At 71.5% G+C, this 16,808-nt stretch carries 14 protein-coding genes and 1 tRNA gene; 7 read left to right on the forward strand and 8 right to left on the reverse strand.

The window, feature by feature from the left end:
- Position 1: 1 nt before the first annotated feature.
- The gene (locus ACQPZX_RS47365) at positions 2-1,396 is read right to left on the reverse strand and encodes a trypsin-like serine peptidase (RefSeq protein WP_433371377.1); all 1,395 of its coding nucleotides are present in this window, start codon (positions 1,394-1,396) and stop codon (positions 2-4) included.
- A 116-nt stretch (positions 1,397-1,512) separates the two neighbouring features.
- On the opposite strand from ACQPZX_RS47365, the gene ACQPZX_RS47370 reads away from it, so the two are divergent.
- Positions 1,513-2,733, forward strand: a complete 1,221-nt coding sequence (locus ACQPZX_RS47370) for a DUF4032 domain-containing protein (RefSeq protein WP_433371380.1) — start codon at positions 1,513-1,515, stop codon at positions 2,731-2,733.
- Here ACQPZX_RS47370 and ACQPZX_RS47375 read toward each other — a convergent pair.
- Positions 2,713-4,500 carry a potassium channel family protein gene (locus ACQPZX_RS47375; RefSeq protein WP_433371382.1) on the reverse strand — a complete coding sequence of 596 codons (1,788 nt, stop codon included), beginning with the start codon at positions 4,498-4,500 and terminating at the stop codon, positions 2,713-2,715. The genes ACQPZX_RS47370 and ACQPZX_RS47375 overlap by 21 nt on opposite strands.
- Before the next feature lie 114 nt (positions 4,501-4,614).
- On the opposite strand from ACQPZX_RS47375, the gene ACQPZX_RS47380 reads away from it, so the two are divergent.
- The gene (locus ACQPZX_RS47380; protein ID WP_433371385.1) at positions 4,615-5,550 is read left to right on the forward strand and encodes a hypothetical protein; all 936 of its coding nucleotides are present in this window, start codon (positions 4,615-4,617) and stop codon (positions 5,548-5,550) included.
- 51 nt (positions 5,551-5,601) lie between these two features.
- Here ACQPZX_RS47380 and ACQPZX_RS47385 read toward each other — a convergent pair whose 3' ends face one another.
- Positions 5,602-7,335 (reverse strand): FAD-dependent oxidoreductase, encoded by a 1,734-nt coding sequence (locus tag ACQPZX_RS47385; RefSeq protein ID WP_433371388.1) that lies wholly within the window; start codon positions 7,333-7,335, stop codon positions 5,602-5,604.
- 55 nt (positions 7,336-7,390) lie between these two features.
- On the opposite strand from ACQPZX_RS47385, the gene ACQPZX_RS47390 reads away from it, so the two are divergent.
- Both ACQPZX_RS47390 and ACQPZX_RS47395 read left to right on the forward strand, forming a co-directional pair.
- Positions 7,391-7,816, forward strand: a complete 426-nt coding sequence (locus tag ACQPZX_RS47390; protein ID WP_433371390.1) for a MarR family winged helix-turn-helix transcriptional regulator — start codon at positions 7,391-7,393, stop codon at positions 7,814-7,816.
- Complete coding sequence (locus ACQPZX_RS47395; RefSeq protein ID WP_433371393.1) at positions 7,813-8,409, forward strand: cadmium resistance transporter; 597 nt, start codon at positions 7,813-7,815, stop codon at positions 8,407-8,409. Before ACQPZX_RS47390 ends, ACQPZX_RS47395 begins: the two co-directional genes overlap by 4 nt.
- A 33-nt stretch (positions 8,410-8,442) precedes the next feature.
- Here ACQPZX_RS47395 and ACQPZX_RS47400 read toward each other — a convergent pair whose 3' ends face one another.
- From ACQPZX_RS47400 to ACQPZX_RS47415, 4 genes are read right to left on the reverse strand one after another with little or no spacing between them, the layout of a single operon-like run.
- Positions 8,443-8,889 carry a YkvA family protein gene (locus ACQPZX_RS47400; protein ID WP_433371396.1) on the reverse strand — a complete coding sequence of 149 codons (447 nt, stop codon included), beginning with the start codon at positions 8,887-8,889 and terminating at the stop codon, positions 8,443-8,445.
- Positions 8,890-8,898: 9 nt separating this feature from the next.
- Positions 8,899-10,077 (reverse strand): low temperature requirement protein A, encoded by a 1,179-nt coding sequence (locus tag ACQPZX_RS47405; RefSeq protein WP_433371398.1) that lies wholly within the window; start codon positions 10,075-10,077, stop codon positions 8,899-8,901.
- Positions 10,070-10,501: a GNAT family N-acetyltransferase gene (locus ACQPZX_RS47410; protein ID WP_433371401.1), complete on the reverse strand. Its 432-nt coding sequence runs from the start codon at positions 10,499-10,501 to the stop codon at positions 10,070-10,072. Before ACQPZX_RS47410 ends, ACQPZX_RS47405 begins: the two co-directional genes overlap by 8 nt.
- 35 nt (positions 10,502-10,536) lie before the next feature.
- Complete coding sequence (locus ACQPZX_RS47415) at positions 10,537-10,935, reverse strand: nuclear transport factor 2 family protein (RefSeq protein WP_433371403.1); 399 nt, start codon at positions 10,933-10,935, stop codon at positions 10,537-10,539.
- 73 nt (positions 10,936-11,008) lie between these two features.
- Here ACQPZX_RS47415 and ACQPZX_RS47420 point away from each other — a divergent pair, with 73 nt between their 5' ends.
- Positions 11,009-11,545 carry a TetR family transcriptional regulator gene (locus tag ACQPZX_RS47420; protein ID WP_433371406.1) on the forward strand — a complete coding sequence of 179 codons (537 nt, stop codon included), beginning with the start codon at positions 11,009-11,011 and terminating at the stop codon, positions 11,543-11,545.
- A gap of 68 nt (positions 11,546-11,613) precedes the next feature.
- On the forward strand, positions 11,614-15,237 hold the full coding sequence (locus tag ACQPZX_RS47425; protein WP_433371409.1) for an Hsp70 family protein: 3,624 nt from the start codon (positions 11,614-11,616) through the stop codon (positions 15,235-15,237).
- A gap of 65 nt (positions 15,238-15,302) precedes the next feature.
- On the opposite strand, the gene ACQPZX_RS47430 is transcribed toward ACQPZX_RS47425, so the two are convergent.
- Positions 15,303-16,388: an ABC transporter ATP-binding protein gene (locus ACQPZX_RS47430; RefSeq protein WP_433371411.1), complete on the reverse strand. Its 1,086-nt coding sequence runs from the start codon at positions 16,386-16,388 to the stop codon at positions 15,303-15,305.
- Positions 16,389-16,524: 136 nt separating this feature from the next.
- Between ACQPZX_RS47430 and ACQPZX_RS47435 the strand changes: the two genes are divergently transcribed.
- A tRNA-Thr gene (locus tag ACQPZX_RS47435) sits at positions 16,525-16,598 on the forward strand.
- The last annotated feature ends 210 nt before the right edge of the window (positions 16,599-16,808 follow it).

The raw sequence follows: 16,808 nt of genomic DNA on the forward strand, positions 1-16,808 counted from the left end.
GTTAGAGCAGCGTCCGCAACCTGCTGGCGAGCAGGTCGGCACGCACCCCCGAGTTGGGGCAGCCGCCGAAGTGGTGCAGGGCGACGACCTTGTTGGTGGCGCGGGACAGCACCGGCGAGCCCGACGACCCGCCCTCGGTGTCGCAGTAGTACGCGACGTCGGAGCTCGCGGCGTACCCGGTGTAGTTCGGGTCCGCCACGGAGCAGTTGCCGGCCCGCTCGCCCAGCGAGCCGGCGATCCGGGTGGGCTCGCCGGCCGGGTGCTGCGGCACGTAGAGCTCCTGGTTCTTGGCGGGGCGGGTGGTGTCGAGCTGGAGGTAGCCGAACTTCTTCACGGCGTTGAAGTTGTCGACGCTGAACAGCGTGTAGTCGTAGACGTGGTCGGTGGAGAGGACCTTCCCACCCCAGACCTTGGTGGGCCGGAAGACGTCGTACCCGCCGCAGCTCGCGCACTGGTAGTTGAACCAGACCTCGGTGTCGTAGGCCTCGCTGGACGTGGTGAAGCAGTGGTTGTTGGTGAGCATGCGGTTGTTGGCGCCGACCCGCCAGCCGGTGCACAGCTCGGTTCCGTTGATCAGAAGCCGGGCGATCGCCTTGGACTTGGTGTAGGCGACCGGGTCGGCCGAGCGGTAGCAGACCGCGTCGGCCGAGGTGTCGCTGCCGCAGACCGACTCCTCGCGGCCGGTGCGCCCGGGCGCGGTGAGCTGCCCCTCGGGCTGGCGGGCCTGCTCGGTACGGCTGAAGCCGCGGGCCACCCGGTCGACGTCGACGCCGAGCGTGCCGAGCATCGCGCCGAGGCCCAGCACGTCGGCCGTGCGGTGCATCTCGACGACGGCGGTGTCGCCGGTGACCGACATCGCCCACTTGTCGACCGTGCCGGTCTCGAGCAGCTTCGGCGCGTCGTACCGGTAGGACTCCTTGCCGTCGGGGCTGGAGACGGTCAGGTAGTCGCCGGGCAGCATCGCCATCTTGCCGAAGTGCAGCTTCACGTAGGAGGCGCCCGGGTAGCGGAAGGTCTCCCGCTGCGGTCCCCGGCCGAGGTATCCGAGCAGCCGGTCGACGCTGAGCAGCTCGCCGACGCGCTGCCGGCCGTCGGTGGCGACGCCCGACTCGAGCGGCCGCTGGCGGCCCTTCTCGGTCCGGCCCGGCGTCACGGCGGCCTGGCCGGCGGTCGCGGAGGGGGTGGTTGCCTGGCCGGCGGCTGCCTGCGGCGCCGGCCAGGAGGGTGTGCCGGCCAGTCGTTCCTGTTCAGCGGCTACTTGCGTACGGGTGACAGCAGGCGCCTCATGCCACGTGCCCACCGGCCCGTTCCCGGAGGACCACGCCGTAGCGCCCGCCACCCCGGCCAGAACCAGGGCCGCGCACGCTCCGAGAGCGATGCCTGACTTCCGTCGCATCCTCAACCGCCATTCACGTCATATCAGGGGACATATGTGCTATTCCGGCGTTCTCGCACCTGTGTAACGAGCCACCTGCGGCCGCGACGCGCCACCGGGACGGGCACACTTAGTCGGTGCGCATCACGTCCGCCCTCATCGACCCGGCGTTGCTGGATCTGCCGTGGGGCGTCCCGCTCGAGGAGTGGCCCGCCGACCACCTGGTCGCCCTGCCGCAGGGCATCTCCCGGCACATCGTCCGGTTCGTCAAGCTCAACGAGACGGTCTACGCCCTGAAGGAGACCCGCGAGCGGATCGCCGAAAAGGAGTACGACCTCCTGCGCGCGCTCGAGCGGATCGACTTCCCCGCTGTCGAGGCGGTGGCGACCGTCACCGACCGGCACGACGCCGACGGCGAGCCGCTCGAGACCATCCTGATCACCCGGCACCTGCAGTTCTCACTGCCGTACCGAGCGCTCTTCTCGCACGTGCTCCGCCCCGAGACACTCAACCGGCTGCTCGACGCGCTGGTCGCGTTGATCGTCCGGATGCATCTGACCGGCTTCTCGTGGGGCGACTGCTCGCTGTCCAACACGCTGTTCCGGCGGGACGCGGGCGCCTTCGCGGCGTACCTGGTGGACGCCGAGACCGGCAACCTGTACCCGAAGCTCTCCGAGGGCCAGCGCAGCGAGGACATCGAGATCCTGCGGCTCAACATCTTCGGCGAGTGCCTCGACCTGCAGGCCGCCGAGCTGCTGCACGAGTCGATCGACCCCGAGATGGTGGTCGACGACATCGTGACGCGCTACGAGCGGCTGTGGCACGAGGTCACCTACGAGCAGGAGATCGCCGGGACGGAGGCGCGGCACAACATCGAGCGCCGGATCCGGCGGCTCAACGAGCTCGGCTTCGACGTCGCCGAGGTGGCGATGTCCACCGTGGACGGCGGTTATCGCGTACGCCCGAAGGTGGTCGACGCCGGCTATCACACCCGCCGCCTGCTGCGCCTGACCGGCCTCGACGCCGAGGAGAACCAGGCCCGTCAGCTGCTCAACGACCTGGACACGTACCGGGCGGAGAGCGACCTCACCGACGAGCAGCAGGCCGCGCACCGCTGGCTGACCGAGGTCTTCGAGCCGGTGGTGCGGGCGGTGCCGGCGGGCATGCGCCGCAAGCTCGAGCCCCAGGAGATCTTCACCCAGGTCATCCAGCACAAGTGGCTGATGTCCGAGAAGGCCGGCCGCGACGTCGGCATGGCCGCCGCGGTGCAGTCCTACTTGACCAACATCCTGTCCCGTAAGCCCGACGAGCAGGCCGTGCTGGGCATCGAGGTCAGCTCACTGGCCGGCGGCGTCTAGCTGCTGCTCGGCCGGGGTCGCCTCCGCGAGCAGCACGCGCAGGCCGCCCCGGCGGGCCACCACGACGACCTGGTCGCCGCCCGCCAGCACCCGCCGCGGGTCGGGTGACCAGTCGACCCACTCCTCGCCGGCCACCCGCATGCTGATCACGCGGGCGATCTGCGGCCGGTTGAGGCTCGCCAGCGGCGCGCCGTCCAATGCGGACCCGGCCAGCACCTGCACCGTCGCCACGAGCACCGCGTGCCGGTCGACCGGGATCGTCGCCAGCACCTCGCGGTCGAGCATCGCGGCCGCGAAGATCGGCGCGCAGAGCCGCGAGACGCTGCGCGAGATGTTGATGTTGAAGGCGTCGCCGACCCGGCGGGCGAAGTCGTCGTCGAACAGCCGCAGCACCACCCGGATGTCCGGGCGGGCGGCGCGGGCGTGCAGCGCGGCCTGCAGGTTGACCGCGTCGTCGGTGGAGAGCACGAGCAGCGCCCGGCAGGTGTCGATCGAGGCGGCCCGCAGGATCTCCTCGCGGGACGCGTCGCCGACGATCAGCGGGACGCCGAGCTCGTCGGCGACCCGGGCGCCGCGCGCCTCGGGCGTACGGTCGATCGCCACCACGTCGATGCCGAGGTCGTTGAGCTGCCGCAGCACCCGGGTGCCGACGTTGCCGAGGCCGACCAGCACCACGTGGTCGGCGTGCACGCCGACGACCTCGCCGCGGTCGCGGGCCAGCCGGGTCTTGACCACCCCGTCGACGATCGCCGCGGTGATCAGCGGGATCAGCGCGACGCCGGCGACGGTGAGCACGACCTGCGCGGCCTGCGCGACCGGATTGCGGCCGGGCTCCACATCGGACGAGCCGACCACGGTCAGCAGGGTCAGGTAGATCGACTCCCAGAAGCCGTGCACGCCGGTGCGCCCGGCCAGGATCGCCCCGGCGGCGACCATGACGACCACGGCGATGAGCACCGGGATCAGCAGCTTGCGGGTCATGCCCACCCGCATCGCCCGGCGCAGCGACAGCCGCCGGCGGGACCGCCGCCCGGAGCGGGCCAGGCGGCGGGTGGTCGCGTCCTCGCCGGCCGAGCGGCCCACCGCCTCGGCCAGCACCAGGTCGCTCGCGAGCCGCTCGCCGGGGTCGGGTTCGGCCGGCAGCACCGCGATCTGCGCCTCGCCGGCCGGGGCGGTCAGGGTCAGCACCACCGAGCTCTCGGCTACCTCGCCGCGGCGGGCGACGTAGAGGGTGCGGCCGGAATACCGGAAATGGGTGGGCGCGATGCCGCCGAGGGCGGAGGCGACGAAGGCGGGCGCGGCCATGCCGGCGTCGGAAAGCACGGCGCAGTCGGTGAACAGACGGCGCACACCCTGTGCGAGACCGGTGGTGAACATCCGGATCACGAGCCGCAGATCGCCCTCGACCGCGCGGGCGCACAGCGCCGCATGCAAATTGATCATATCGTCGGGCATGACCAGCGCGAGCGCGGCGGCGCCGGCCAGACCGGCGTCGCGGAAGGTGCGCTCGTCGAGCCGCGCGGCGGTGATGACGCGTACGCCCCGGGCTTGGAGATCCTCGAATCCGGGCACGTCGGGCCGCAGGTCGGGCGGGACTATGACGGTGAGCCGCAACCGGCGGCCGGAACTGATCAGTTCCTCGGCGAGGGTCCAGACCAGAGCGTCGGCGCCACACACCAGATAGTGCGGCCGATCGTCGCCGTTGCGGTCGCGCAGGCGGGACACCAGTGACCGGCGGGGGATCTCTTTTGCCGGTTCGAGTGCCACGCTCGCGATCGTAACCAGCCGGAACCCGTTCGCGGGGCCGCTCGTTGCCCCTTCCGACGCTATTCGTCCGAGTTTGCACAGTTGTCGCAATCCCGAATTGCCAGGAGGAGATCAGTGCGCAAGTTCTGGTATGCCGGTGCCGTCGTCGCGAGCGGGATGTTCCTGTTCGGTGTCGCCGGGCCCGCGCAGGCCGACCTGCTGCCCGGAACCGGAACGGCCGAACAGCAGGCGGACGAGCAACTCGCCCGAATCCTCGGCCAGAGCAACGGGATCAACGTGGAGAACCCGCTCCGCTACAGCACGATGGGCACGACGCCGGTCGGCTCGACGCCGGTGCTCCAGTTCAAGGCCGGGCAGAACACGCCCGACCTCAACCCGGTGCTCCCCGGCGAGTCCACTGAGGACGCGCGGCCCGACGCGGTCCTGCCGGCCGCCGACGTGGTCGGCCCGCCGCGCCGGCTCAGCGACGGGCTGCCGGTGCGCAACCTGAACATGCCGCAGACGTCGGTGGCCAACATGCAGGTGTTCCGCGGGCTGTTCGACGGGCTGCTGCCCAGCGGCGACATGTCCGGCGCGATGCAGCAGCCGACGCTGCGGCAGGCCGAGACCTTCGACGGCGGGATGCCGCTGCTCGGCGGGCTGGGCGGGCTGCTGCCGGTGAACGGGCTGCCCAGGACCGGCGATGGGCCGGACACCTCGGGCCTGCCCGCGGGCGGCATCGCGATCGTCCCGGCCGCGGCGGCGCCGACCTTCGGCCAGGCGCCGGCCAACCCGGCCACTCCGGCCAACCCGGTCGGCCCGGCCAACCCGGTCGCCGCGGCCAACCCGGCCGGCGCGGGGGCGCAGTTGCCGGCGACCGTCACAGGCCAGCAGGACCAGCCCGCCCAGCAGAAGCCGGGCCAGCAGAAGCCGGCCCAGCAGAAGCCGGCGGCCGCCCCGGACGACCCGCGCCTGCACGAGGAGCCGGTCGACGGCGAGGCCACCGCGCCGCGCCGGGCCTTCTCGGCCGACGGCCGCCCGGTCGCCGGGATCGACGAGCAGTACCGCTAGCGCCCGCTAACAGAATGCCCGCCCCCGAGGGGCGGGCATTCCGCGTTCCGCCTAATCCAGCGACAGGCAGGCCCGGATCGCCGCGCGCAGGTCGGCTGCCGGGTCGGCCGGCGCGTCGGCGCGTCGCCAGGCCACGTGCTGGTCCGGGCGCACCAGCAGGCACCCGGTCTCGCCGATCTCCGCGATCTCGGCCCACGTGCCGTACAGGTCGGCGACCTCGCAGCCGGGACCGATCCGCAGCACCGTGAGCGGGATGCCGGCGTCCGCCGCGGCCTCCTGCCAGATCGCGCCGCGCGCCCTGGTCAGCAGCGTGAAGCGCTCCGGCTCGCACAGGTCGAGTGTGGACACCGTACGGCCCCGGTAGCCGACCCAGCAGTGCGGCACCCGGGCGCCGGGCCGGCTGCTCGGCTGGTAGTAGAGGACCGGATCCCGCTCGTACGCGATCGGCGCCGCGCCCTCGTCGAGGACGGCGCTCGACGCGTACACCTGATTCATCTCCATGCCGTGCGCGTGATAGCTCAGATCCTTGGACCGCTTCGCGGCCGCGAAAGCGGCCCGCCGGGCCTCGCCCACATCCGAGTCGGCCAGCAGCTGTTCGAATTCGGCCAGGCGCTCCTTCGGGGACGCCTTCGGGTCGATGCCGAGCGAGCGGATCACGTCCGGGTTCTGCCGCCAGCTCGCGACCGCGCGGTCGACCACCGCCTTGCCGATCGGGCGGCGCTCGGCGTCGTAGCTCTCCAGCAGCTCCGGCCCGGCGCCCCAGCGCAGCACGGCGGCGAGCTTCCAGGCCAGGTTGAAGGCGTCCTGGATGCAGGTGTTGCCGCCCAGCCCGTTCATCGGCGGGTGCCGGTGCACGGCGTCGCCGGTGCAGAAGACGCGGCCCGCGCTGTACCGTTCGGCCCACACGTGGTTGATCCGCCACGGGTATGCGCCGGTGACCTCCACGTCGATCGCGTCGTCCTGGATGATCTCGCGGACCTGGGCGGTGAGCTGCTCGCGGCTGAGGTCGTAGGCGCTCTCGCCGAGATGCACGAAGCCGATCACCCACTCGTGCCAGGGCCGCACCATGCGGAGCATCGCGTTGCCGAGCGCGCCGTCCCGTCCCGGCTGGAGAATCCAGAAGATCGACCCCGGCCGATCCGCAAAATACTTTGATAAATCAGCATTAAATCGTACGTTCAGAGCGGGCCCGATCCCCGGCTGGCCACTCATCGGCAACCCGATCGACTCGGCCACCGGACTCTGCCCGCCGTCGGCGCCGATCACGTACCGCGAGCGCACCGTGAACTCGGCGCCGGTGACGTCGTCGCGCAACGTGGTGGTGACCCCGTCCTCATCTTGCGCGAGCCCGATGAAAGATGTGCCGAAGCGGCTGATCACCCCGCGCTTCGCCGCCTCGTCCACCAGGATCGGCTCGAACCGGTCCTGCGGCAGGTCGCAGCCCCTCCCCGGGCTGGCCGCGAGGTATTCGCCGGCGCGGGCCGGGTCGTTGCCCCAGGTCCACATGCGACCGAACTCGAGCCCGTTGACCGCGGTCATCATCACGTGGTTGGCCATCAGCTCGCCCGGGGTGGCGGCCGTCTCGCAAACCTTCTCCAGCCCGATCGAGCGCATCACCTCCATCGTCCGCTGGTTGATGATGTGCGCCCGCGGCGAGTCCGCCACCCACCGGCCACGGCTGATCATCATGGTCCGGACGCCGTGCCGCGCCAGCATCACCGCGGCGCTCGCGCCGGTCAGCCCGGCCCCGATGACCAGCACTTCCGTCTCGATAGGCTCCATCATCATCCCTCCCGCTCAGGTGAGATGATTATGTGTGCATAACTATCTGGAGGCAAGAGTGGATCCGCGGTTCGCCACGCTGGCCGATCTCGTCATCGACGTCGCCCGGGAGATCCGCATCCGCGGCGCCGTCGCCGGTCCCGGGGTCCCGCTCAACCAGACCCAGAGCCAGGTCATGCGCTACGTGCACGCCCACCCCGGCTGCAAGGCCTCCGAGATCGCCGACCGCACCGGCGTGAAGCGGGCCAACGTCAGCGCGGCCATCACCGAGCTGCGCGACCTGGGTTACCTGGTCTCCCGCCGCGACGAGCACGACGGGCGGGTCGTCCGGATCGAGGCCACCCCGCAGGCCGTCGACACCCTCGACCGCCTGCGCGCCTCCTGGTCAGCGCTGCTCGCCGGCGCGTGGGGCGAGGACGTCAGCGACCTGGACCCGGTGATCTCCCGGCTCGAGGGCCTGCTGGGCGGCCTGGGCCGCCCGTGAGCCTCGGCATCATCGGCCAGGCCGCCGTCCTGTTCGCCGTCACCAACGTCGACGACATCGTGGTGCTCGCGCTGTTCTTCGCCCAGGGCGCCGGCCACCGCAGCACCACCCGGAACATCGCCGCCGGCCAGTACCTGGGCTTCGCCGCCATCCTCGCCGTCTCGGTCGCCGCCGCGTTCGGCGCCACCTTCCTGCCCGACGAGGTCATCCCCTACCTCGGGCTGCTGCCGCTGGCCCTGGGCATCAAGGCCGGCGTGCAGGCGTGGCGGCACCGCCACGATCCCGAGGGCGACGAGGAAACGCCGGACAAGGCGCCCAGGATCCTCGAGGTTGCCTCGGTGACCTTCGCCAACGGCGGCGACAACATCGGCGTCTACGTGCCGGTCTTCGCCACCGCGGGCGCCACCGGCATGACTTTCTACGTCGCGGTCTTCCTCGTCCTGGTCGCGGTGTGGGTCGCCGCCGGCCGATACTTCGCGACCCGCCCGCTGATCGCGAAGGCCCTGAGCCGCTGGGGCCACATCGTGCTGCCGGTCGTGCTGATCGGCCTGGGCCTGCTGATCCTGATCGAGGGCGGCGCCTTCGGGCTCTAGGCCCTACTTCCCCACCCTCGTGGGTGGGGCGATTCAAGCACGTGGGTATGACGAATTTTCGCCGTTGTCCACAGGCGGGGGCAGGCCGGCGAGGCGGGCCAGGGCGGCGAAGCCCTCGTCGGTGCCGGGCCAATGCCGGCGGACCGCCTCGAGGCCGGCGCGGCGGACCGTGGAGCGGAGCACGGCGACCACGATGATGGCGTCGTCGGCGTAGCCGAGAACCGGTATGAAATCCGGGATCAGATCGAACGGAATTGCCAAGTAGGCCAGCAGCAACCCAAGGCGTACCCGCACCCCGCGCGGCAGCGTGCGGTCGGCGGCCAGCCGGGTCAGCAGCCGCAGCAAGTCGGGCAGGAGCCGCAACGCCTCCTTGAGCTGGCTGCGGCCGGGCTTGGCGATCAAGAGGGCTGTCAACAGCGCGATCCAGACGAGCAGCAGCGCCGCGGCGACACCGATCAGCGTCTGCCACCACCAGGCCATAGCCGCACGTTAGCTGACCCGGTCGGGAACCCGGCGGCCCAGCGCCACGTTGATGGCGACCAGGGCGATCAGCAGCACGGCCAGCAGCTCCAGCGTGGCCGGGGCCAGTGGGGTCAGCAGGACCAGCACGGCGGCGACCGGGAAGGCCGCCAGCATCGGGCCGCTCTGATGCGGCCGGATGTGCAAGAGCCAGACAAAGAACAGATAAATCGCGACGGGTACGGCTATCGCGTAGCCCGCCATCGTCGAGGAGATCTCGGCGTGGTGGCTGACGTGGTCGATCGAGACGCCCAGGCCGGCGCCGACCGCGGCCGCCGACGCGAAGATGAAGTAGTGGCCATAGCCCCACAGGATCGACGTGCGCAGCGAGTTGAGCAGGTTGTGCGCCGAGCGGTCGAAGTAGAGCCACCACAGCGCGAAGACGACCACCAGGCCGGCCACGGCCAGACGGATCAGGGCGGCGACGTGCTCGCCCTCGTCGAGCGCCCCGCGGAAGGCGATCGTCGCGGCCGACACCGACTCGCCCAGCACGATGATGGTGAACAGGCCGTACCGCTCGGCGATGTGGTGCGGGTGGTAGGTGGTCGGGCCGCCGGGGGCGCGCTCGGCCCAGATCGGCACGGCCAGCTCGAGGACCACCAGCAGCACGAAGATCGGCACGACCGGCCAGGACTCGGGGACGGCCAGCCGCAGCAGCCAGAGCACCTGGACCACGGACACGCCGACGGCGTAGCGCAGGGCGGTGTCGCGGCGCTGCGGGTCGGACCGGGCGGCACGCAGCCACTGGGCGACCAGGGCCAGCCGCATGATCACGTACCCGATGGTGATGACCCGGAAGTCGGCATCCTCGAACGCCGGGCTCACCCCGGCCGCCAGCACCAGCGCCCCGGCGATCTGGACGAACGTGGTGATCCGGTAGACGTCGTCGTCGGTGTCGTAGGCCGAGGCGAACCAGGTGAAGTTCATCCAGGCCCACCAGATGGCGAAGAAGACCATCAGGTAGCCGCGGAGGCCGTCGAGCACGTGGTGCTCGGCGATGCTGTGGTGCAGCGGCGCGGCGGCCTGGGCGACGGCCACCACGAAACAGAGGTCGAAGAAGAGCTCGAGCGGGGTGGAGACGCGGAAGGGCTCGTCGGACGACCGGCCCACCATCGGCGTGAGGAACCGCCGCTTCGGCTGCTCAGACATCGGCCCCTCCGTCGATCAGATCCCAGTTCAGCAGCGTGAACGACGCCTCGTCGGTGGCGCCGGCGCGGCGGTAGGTGGCCAGCGCCGCGTCGTTGTCCACCTCGGTGCCGACCCACATGCCGTAGCAGCCGTTGCGGCGCGCGATCGCGCCGAGCTCGGCCACCAGCCGCGCCCCGATGCCCTGGAGGCGGGCGGCCGGGGCGACGCCGAGCTCGTAGATGAACATCTCGGTGCCCTTGTCCGGATGGGTCATCTCCACACCCGAGATCATGCCGACGGCGCGACCGCTCTCGTCGTACGCGAAAAGCAGATGATGCCCCGGTTGCGCGAGAAATCGCTCGGTGGCCGCCGGGATCGGCGGCGCATCGAAGAGGTCCGCCGCGGCGGCCACCGCGTCGCAGCTCAAGATCCGTTCGATGCGCATGCGGAGCACTTTAGGCACCGTTGGTCACGGCCGGGTCATGCTCCCATCGCCTGGGCGATCGCGAGGGTGTCCTGGTACTCCCGCCAGAGGACGACCTTGCCGTCGCGGACCCGGAGCACGCAGATCAGGTCGGTCGAGCCGCGCTCGCCGGTCGCGAGCAGCACGCCGCCCAGCGTGTACTCCACGACGATGACCTCGGGATCGGACGTCTCGTGCAGGGCGCCCACCGAGCACTCGTCGATGCGGAACGGCATCGCCTTGCGGGCCGGGCCGGCCATCGCCAGGAACGCGGCCCGGCCCTCGATGCGGCGCGGCCGGCCGGGCGCCGCGAACGGCCACTCGATCACCACGTCGTCGGCCAGGTGGTCGCCGGTCACCTCGCCGGTCAGGTACTCCGGCCGCATCGCCTGCTCGAACACCTCGCGCGGGTCCATGACGCCTCCCTTAAGATGAGTCGTGACTCACGATAAATTATGAGTCGTGACTCACTTTGTCAACGGAGTCCCCATGTCGCCACGTGCCGATGCCGTCCGCAACCGCGCGAAGATCCTCGAGGTCGCCGCCCGGGTCTTCGCCGAGCAGGGCGCGGCCGCCTCCACCGAGCAGGTCGCCGCCGAGGCCGGGGTCGCGATCGGCACGATCTTCCGGCATTTCCCGACCAAGGCCGACCTGCTCGCCGCGATCATGAAAGACACGCTGGCCGGGCTGGCCGAGCGGATCGCCGCCCCCGACGCGACGCTGTTCGGCGTCTTCACCGCGCTGGTCGCCGAGGCCGCCGCCAAGCGCTCGGTGATCGACCTGCTCCCGGGCCTCGAGGTGGACGAGTCGATCGCCCGGTTCCGCGAGGTCGTGGCCGGGCTGCTGGCCCGCGCCCAGGACCGCGGCGAGGTCCGCGCCGAGATCGGAGCCGACGAGGTGATGGCGCTGCTCGTCGCCGTCTGCCAGGGTGCGTTGCGTGGCGGATGGCCGCCCGCGCTGCAACGCGGCACCCTGTCGATCGTCTTCGACGGCCTGCGACCCGCTCCGGCCACGGGGGTGTCGTAGGCGGGTCGTAGCATGACGGTGCCGAGGCGGGTAGCTGAAGGGCCGTGCTACAGGGGAGGAACGGCAGCGTGACCGACATCCACGGCTTCGTGCTCGGTGTCGATTTGGGCACCTCGCACACGGTCGCCATGCCGCGCCACCCCGACGGGCGCACCCGGCCGCTGCTGTTCGACGGCAAGCCGCTGCTGCCCTCGGCGGTCTATCTGGACACCACCGGCCGCCTGCATGTGGGCGCCGACGCCCTGCGTCTCGGCCAGGCCGAGCCCGGCCGGCTCGAGCCCAACCCCAAGCGCCACGTCGACGCCGGCTCGGTGCAGCTCGGCGAGACCACGATCGGCGTCGCCGACCTGTTCGCGGCCCTGCTCGGCGCGGTCGCCCGCGAGGCGGTCGCCACCGCCGGCCAGCTGCCGCCGGCCATCCTGACCTATCCGGCGGCCTGGGGCGCTCCCCGCCGCGCGGTGCTCACCGAGGCGCTCGGCAAGGCCGGCTGGCCGCCCGGCGCCCGCTTGGTCCCCGAGCCGGTCGCCGCCGCACGATATTTCGCCGACATCCTGCGCCGTCCGGTGCCGTCCGGCGCGTCGCTCGCGGTCTTCGACTTCGGCGGCGGCACGCTCGACGTGGCCGTCGTGCGCAACGACGGCCCCGGCGAGGGCGGCCGCCCGACCTTCTCGGTGACGGCGTCGGGTGGCGCCGACGACCTCGGCGGCCTCGACCTCGACGCCGCGCTCGTCGAGCACCTCGGCAAGGCGCTGGCCGGGGCCGAGCCCGAGGCGTGGCATCGGCTCACCGACCCGGTGACGCTCGCCGGTTGGCGGGCCCGCCGCCAGTTCTGGGAAGACGTGCGCGGCGCCAAGGAGATGCTGTCCCGCGCCTCGTTCGCCCCTGTCCCGGTGCCCGGCGTCGAGCACGCGGTGCACCTGACCCGCGACGAGCTGGAGGCCGCGATCGACCCGCTGGTCCGCCGCGGCGTGACCGAGGCGGCCGCCGTCCTCGATGCGGCCGGCCTGCGCGCACCCGACCTGGCCGGCCTGTTCCTGGTGGGCGGCTCGTCCCGGGTCCCGCTGGTGGCCCGCCGCCTGCACGCCGAGCTGGGCATCGCCCCGACCGTGCTCGAGCAGCCCGAGCTCCCGGTCGCCGAGGGCGCCATCCTCGCGGCGGGCTACTCGACGGCGAGCGCCTCCTCAGGCGCCTTCCCCGCTGCAAACGGCAGCGCGGCGAGCAACAACGCAGCCCGCAGCAACACGCCAGCCGGCAACGCGGCGAGCGGCAGCGCGGCGAGCGGCAGCGCGGCGAGCGGCAGCGCGGCGAGCGGCAGCGCGGCGAGCAACAACGCAGCCCGCAGCAACGCGCCAGCCGGCAACGCGGCGAGCGGCAGCGCGGCGAGCAACAACGCGGCCCGCAGCAACGCGCCAGCCGGCAACGCGGCGGGTGGCAGCGCGGCGAGCGGCAATGCGGCGGGCGGGCACGACCAGGCCCGTTTCGCGCCGGGCATGGCCAGTGCGGCAACGCCGTCCGTCGGCGCGCCGTCCCCGCCGACGGTCAACCCGGCGACCCTGCACGAGTCGTCGCCGCCGATCACGGACACCCGGGCCGAGCCGGCGCCCGTCGCTGGGCCGCCGACTCCGGTGCCGGCCCAGCGTCAGCCCGAGCACGCATCCCAGGCCCCGCGTCAACCCGAGCACGCGCCCCAGGCCCCGCGTCAACCCGAGCACGCGCCCCAGGCCCCGCGCCAGCCCGAGCACGCGCCATCGGGCTCGCGTACGGCCGAGCGGCGGCCGGCGGGGCGCGTGCCCGAGGAGGACACGGACGAGCGCCTCAGATCCGAGCCCGTCGACCCCTGGGCCACCGGCGAAGCGGCCGCTCTCGCCGCGGCCGGCCACGACGTGCCGCCCCTGACGCCCGTCTCACCGTCGGCCGGCCCGATCTCCTCCCCACCGCCGGCATCGACATCCTCGCCCCCGGCGGCCACATCCTCGCCTCCGGCGGCGACGTCGTCGCCCCCGGTTACCTCACCGCCTCCGTTCGGCGCCCACCAACAACCCGGCCATCAGCAGCCCGGAGCCCGCCAGCAAGGCAGCGGCCCAAACAACGCCGGCTACCAGGGCGGCGGCCACCAGGCCGGCTACCAACACGGCGGCGCCCACCACACCGGCTACCAACAGGGCGGCGCCCAGCACACCGGCTACCAGCAAGGCGGCGGCTGGGCGCCGGCCGGGTCGCCGGCGGCGCACCAGCAGCGCGTTGCCCACCCGGGTGCGCACGACGCTGCCCCGCACGCTCAGCCCGGCGGCTGGGGTCCGGGCGCGACCACCCCCGGAGCGGCCCCTGCGCGCCGGGGACTCCGCAAGCGCTCGTACGCGATAATTGCCGCGGCCGTGACCCTCACGCTTGCCGCCGGCAGCGCCCTGGCCTGGTATTTCTGGGCCGGCAACCGGGCCATCGACTACCAGCCGCTCAGCGAGCCCACCCGCATCGCCGCCCTCGTGCCGGTCAGCTCCGACTGGTCGGACGCCGAGATCCTCGGCGACCGGGCCTATTTCGCCAGCTCCGACAGCTCGTCCGGCACCGTGGGTGTCGTCGCGATGCGGCTCGGCGGCACGAAACCGCTGTGGTCCAACTACGCGCCCGGGAGCGCCAAGGGCGGCTGGAAGTCGATGGTCGCGCTGCCCGTCGGCATCGCGCTCTTCAGCGAGACCAACTCCGAAGACAGCACCCGCCGGCTGGTGGTGCTGGGCGCCGACGGCGGGTCCGTGCTGTGGGATCGCACGATCGGCAGTCAGGACGTGGTGCTCTTCGCCGGCGGCAGCGCGGTTGTCGCCGACCGGGTGGGCCACAAGCTGATTGGCCTGCGGCTCGCCGACGGCAAACAGCGCTGGTCGCTCGACGACCCCAAGACCACCTATCCGACCGACACCAACGTGCTCGCGCTGACCACGCCCAAGGACCTGAACGGCCCGGCCACCGTCTTCGGGCGGCCCTATCAGCCCGACCTCGCCGACGACCCGAGGATCGTGCAGATCGCCGCCGACAAGTCCGCCCGGGTCATCGACGCCGAAACCGGCAAGGTCGTGGCTTCGCGGCAGAACGTGGCCGAGCCCAACGACGAAGTGGTCGCGCACAACGGGCGGCTCATCGTGCTCCAGCCCGACGACAAGCAGATCGTCGCCTACGACCTGGGCAAGTTTGGTGACGCCCAGCCCAAGGTGCTGTACACGGTCCAGACCCCGAACAGCCAGATGAAGTACGTCGCTCCCTGCGGCGACGACCGGGTCTGCTTCGACGAGGAGGTCGGGTACGACGGGAAGACCGCCACCATCCGGGCCCTCGACGTCGCCGACGGCGGCCAGCTGTGGAACTACCCGCTGCCGAACATCGAGTCGATCGTGGCGGTCGGCGAGTCCACGCTGGTCACCACCACGAACTCCGAGATGACGCTGCTCGACCCGGCGGGCCGGAAGATCTGGACGCACACCGGGGAGGCGGCCCGGCTCGACGCCGGCAACATCCTCGAGTTCTCGAAACCGCTCAGCCGCTCCCCGGGCGAGACCGCGCTTTACGGGCGGCACATCGGCGACGACGCGGTGCCGCTCGGCTCGCTCACCGACATGCGCGCCGACACCTGCTCCTGGGACAAGTCGACCCTGGCCTGCGTGGCCGAGAAGGACTTCGTCCTGCAGACCTTCGCCAAGTAAGCCAAGCAGAAAGCAATGCGGGCGGCCCTCCCGGAGGAGGACCGCCCGCACTCAGCAAATCAGCGTCAGATGCGCTGGCCGCTCTCGGCGTTGAACACGTGGATGCCGGTCGTCTGCGGCTTGACGTAGACGGTCTCACCCATCGACGGCATGTGCCGGCGGTCGGTGCGGACCACGAAACGCTCCGAGCCACCGTCGAGGTCGGCGTGACCGTAGACGTTCGCGTCCGAGCCGAGGTCCTCGACCAGGTCCACGACGATCGCCAGGGCGCCCTCGGACTCGGACACCAGGTCGGCCGCCTCCGGGCGGAAACCGACGGTGACCTTGCCGCCACCGCTCTGCGCCGCCGCGACCTGCTCGCGGGTCAGCGGAAGCGTCGTCGCCGCGAACTTCGCGCCCGACTCGGTCAGCGGAACGGTCTTGATGTTCATGGCCGGGGAGCCCATGAAGCCGGCGACGAAGACGTTGCCGGGGGTGTCGTACAGCGCCCGCGGGGTGTCCACCTGCTGCAGCACGCCGTCCAGCATGACCGCGACCCGGTGACCCATGGTCATGGCCTCGACCTGGTCGTGGGTGACGTAGACGGTCGTGACGCCCAGCTTGGCCTGCAGCGTCGCGATCTGCGAACGGGTCTGGACACGGAGCTTGGCGTCGAGGTTCGACAGCGGCTCGTCCATGAGGAACACCTGCGGCTCGCGGACGATCGCCCGGCCCATCGCGACACGCTGGCGCTGGCCACCGGAAAGCGCCTTCGGCTTACGGGACAGGTACTCGTCGAGCTGCAGGAGAGCCGCCGCCTCCTTGACCCGCCGGTCGATCTCGGCCTTCGACGTCTTGCGCAGCTTCAGCGCGAACGCCATGTTCTCGTACACCGACATGTGCGGGTAGAGAGCGTAGTTCTGGAAGACCATCGCGATGTCGCGGGACTTCGGCGGGAGGTTCGTGACGTCCTTGCCCTCGATCAGGATGCGGCCCTTGTCGACGTCCTCGAGGCCGGCCAGCATGCGCAGGCTCGTGGACTTACCGCAACCGGAGGGGCCGACCAGAACCAGGAACTCGCCGTCGCCGATCTCGAGGTTGAGCTCGTTGACTGCGGGACGCTCAGACCCGGGGTAGATCCGGGAGGCGTGGTCATAAGTAACGGTGGCCATGGTGAATCAGACTTCCTTTCCACCGGCAGGAACGTGCCGGACGATCCGAGTGGAGGAACAGCGCTGTAAACGTAAAGCTTTTTACGCCGACTGCCAAGCAGAAGGTTAAGTACTGGGACGTTATGCTGGCCCCCTCGCCTCCTTAGCTCAGTTGGCTAGAGCACCCGTCTTGTAAACGGGAGGTCGTCGGTTCGAGCCCGACAGGAGGCTCCGCTAGGGCCCTCCCCTGCCTGCGGAAGGCGCAGGCCGCGGCGCTCCGCATGCTGGCCGGGGGCCGAGCCCCCCGAACCCCCACGTCGCGTGTTGGTTGCGGTGGGTGGGTGGTTGCTCTGGGTCGCTTTTCCCGTACGGGGTTCGCAGCGAAAACTTTTTGGATAGCTGACAACGTCCGGTGTTGGTTGTGGGTCTTGCTGGACGTGA

This window comes from Actinoplanes sp. CA-142083 (assembly GCF_050942195.1).
Taxonomy (GTDB): Bacteria; Actinomycetota; Actinomycetes; order Mycobacteriales; family Micromonosporaceae; genus Actinoplanes.

What these genes read in the sequence shown, in the direction of transcription:
- ACQPZX_RS47365 (WP_433371377.1), bottom strand. Translation starts at nt 1,396, where the DNA reads ATGCGACGGAAGTCAGGCATCGCTCTCGGAGCGTGCGCGGCCCTGGTT.
- ACQPZX_RS47385 (WP_433371388.1), bottom strand. Translation starts at nt 7,335, where the DNA reads ATGATGGAGCCTATCGAGACGGAAGTGCTGGTCATCGGGGCCGGGCTG.
- ACQPZX_RS47400 (WP_433371396.1), bottom strand. Translation starts at nt 8,889, where the DNA reads ATGGCCTGGTGGTGGCAGACGCTGATCGGTGTCGCCGCGGCGCTGCTG.
- ACQPZX_RS47405 (WP_433371398.1), bottom strand. Translation starts at nt 10,077, where the DNA reads ATGTCTGAGCAGCCGAAGCGGCGGTTCCTCACGCCGATGGTGGGCCGG.
- ACQPZX_RS47410 (WP_433371401.1), bottom strand. Translation starts at nt 10,501, where the DNA reads ATGCGCATCGAACGGATCTTGAGCTGCGACGCGGTGGCCGCCGCGGCG.
- ACQPZX_RS47415 (WP_433371403.1), bottom strand. Translation starts at nt 10,935, where the DNA reads ATGGACCCGCGCGAGGTGTTCGAGCAGGCGATGCGGCCGGAGTACCTG.
- ACQPZX_RS47420 (WP_433371406.1), top strand. Translation starts at nt 11,009, where the DNA reads ATGTCGCCACGTGCCGATGCCGTCCGCAACCGCGCGAAGATCCTCGAG.
- ACQPZX_RS47430 (WP_433371411.1), bottom strand. Translation starts at nt 16,388, where the DNA reads ATGGCCACCGTTACTTATGACCACGCCTCCCGGATCTACCCCGGGTCT.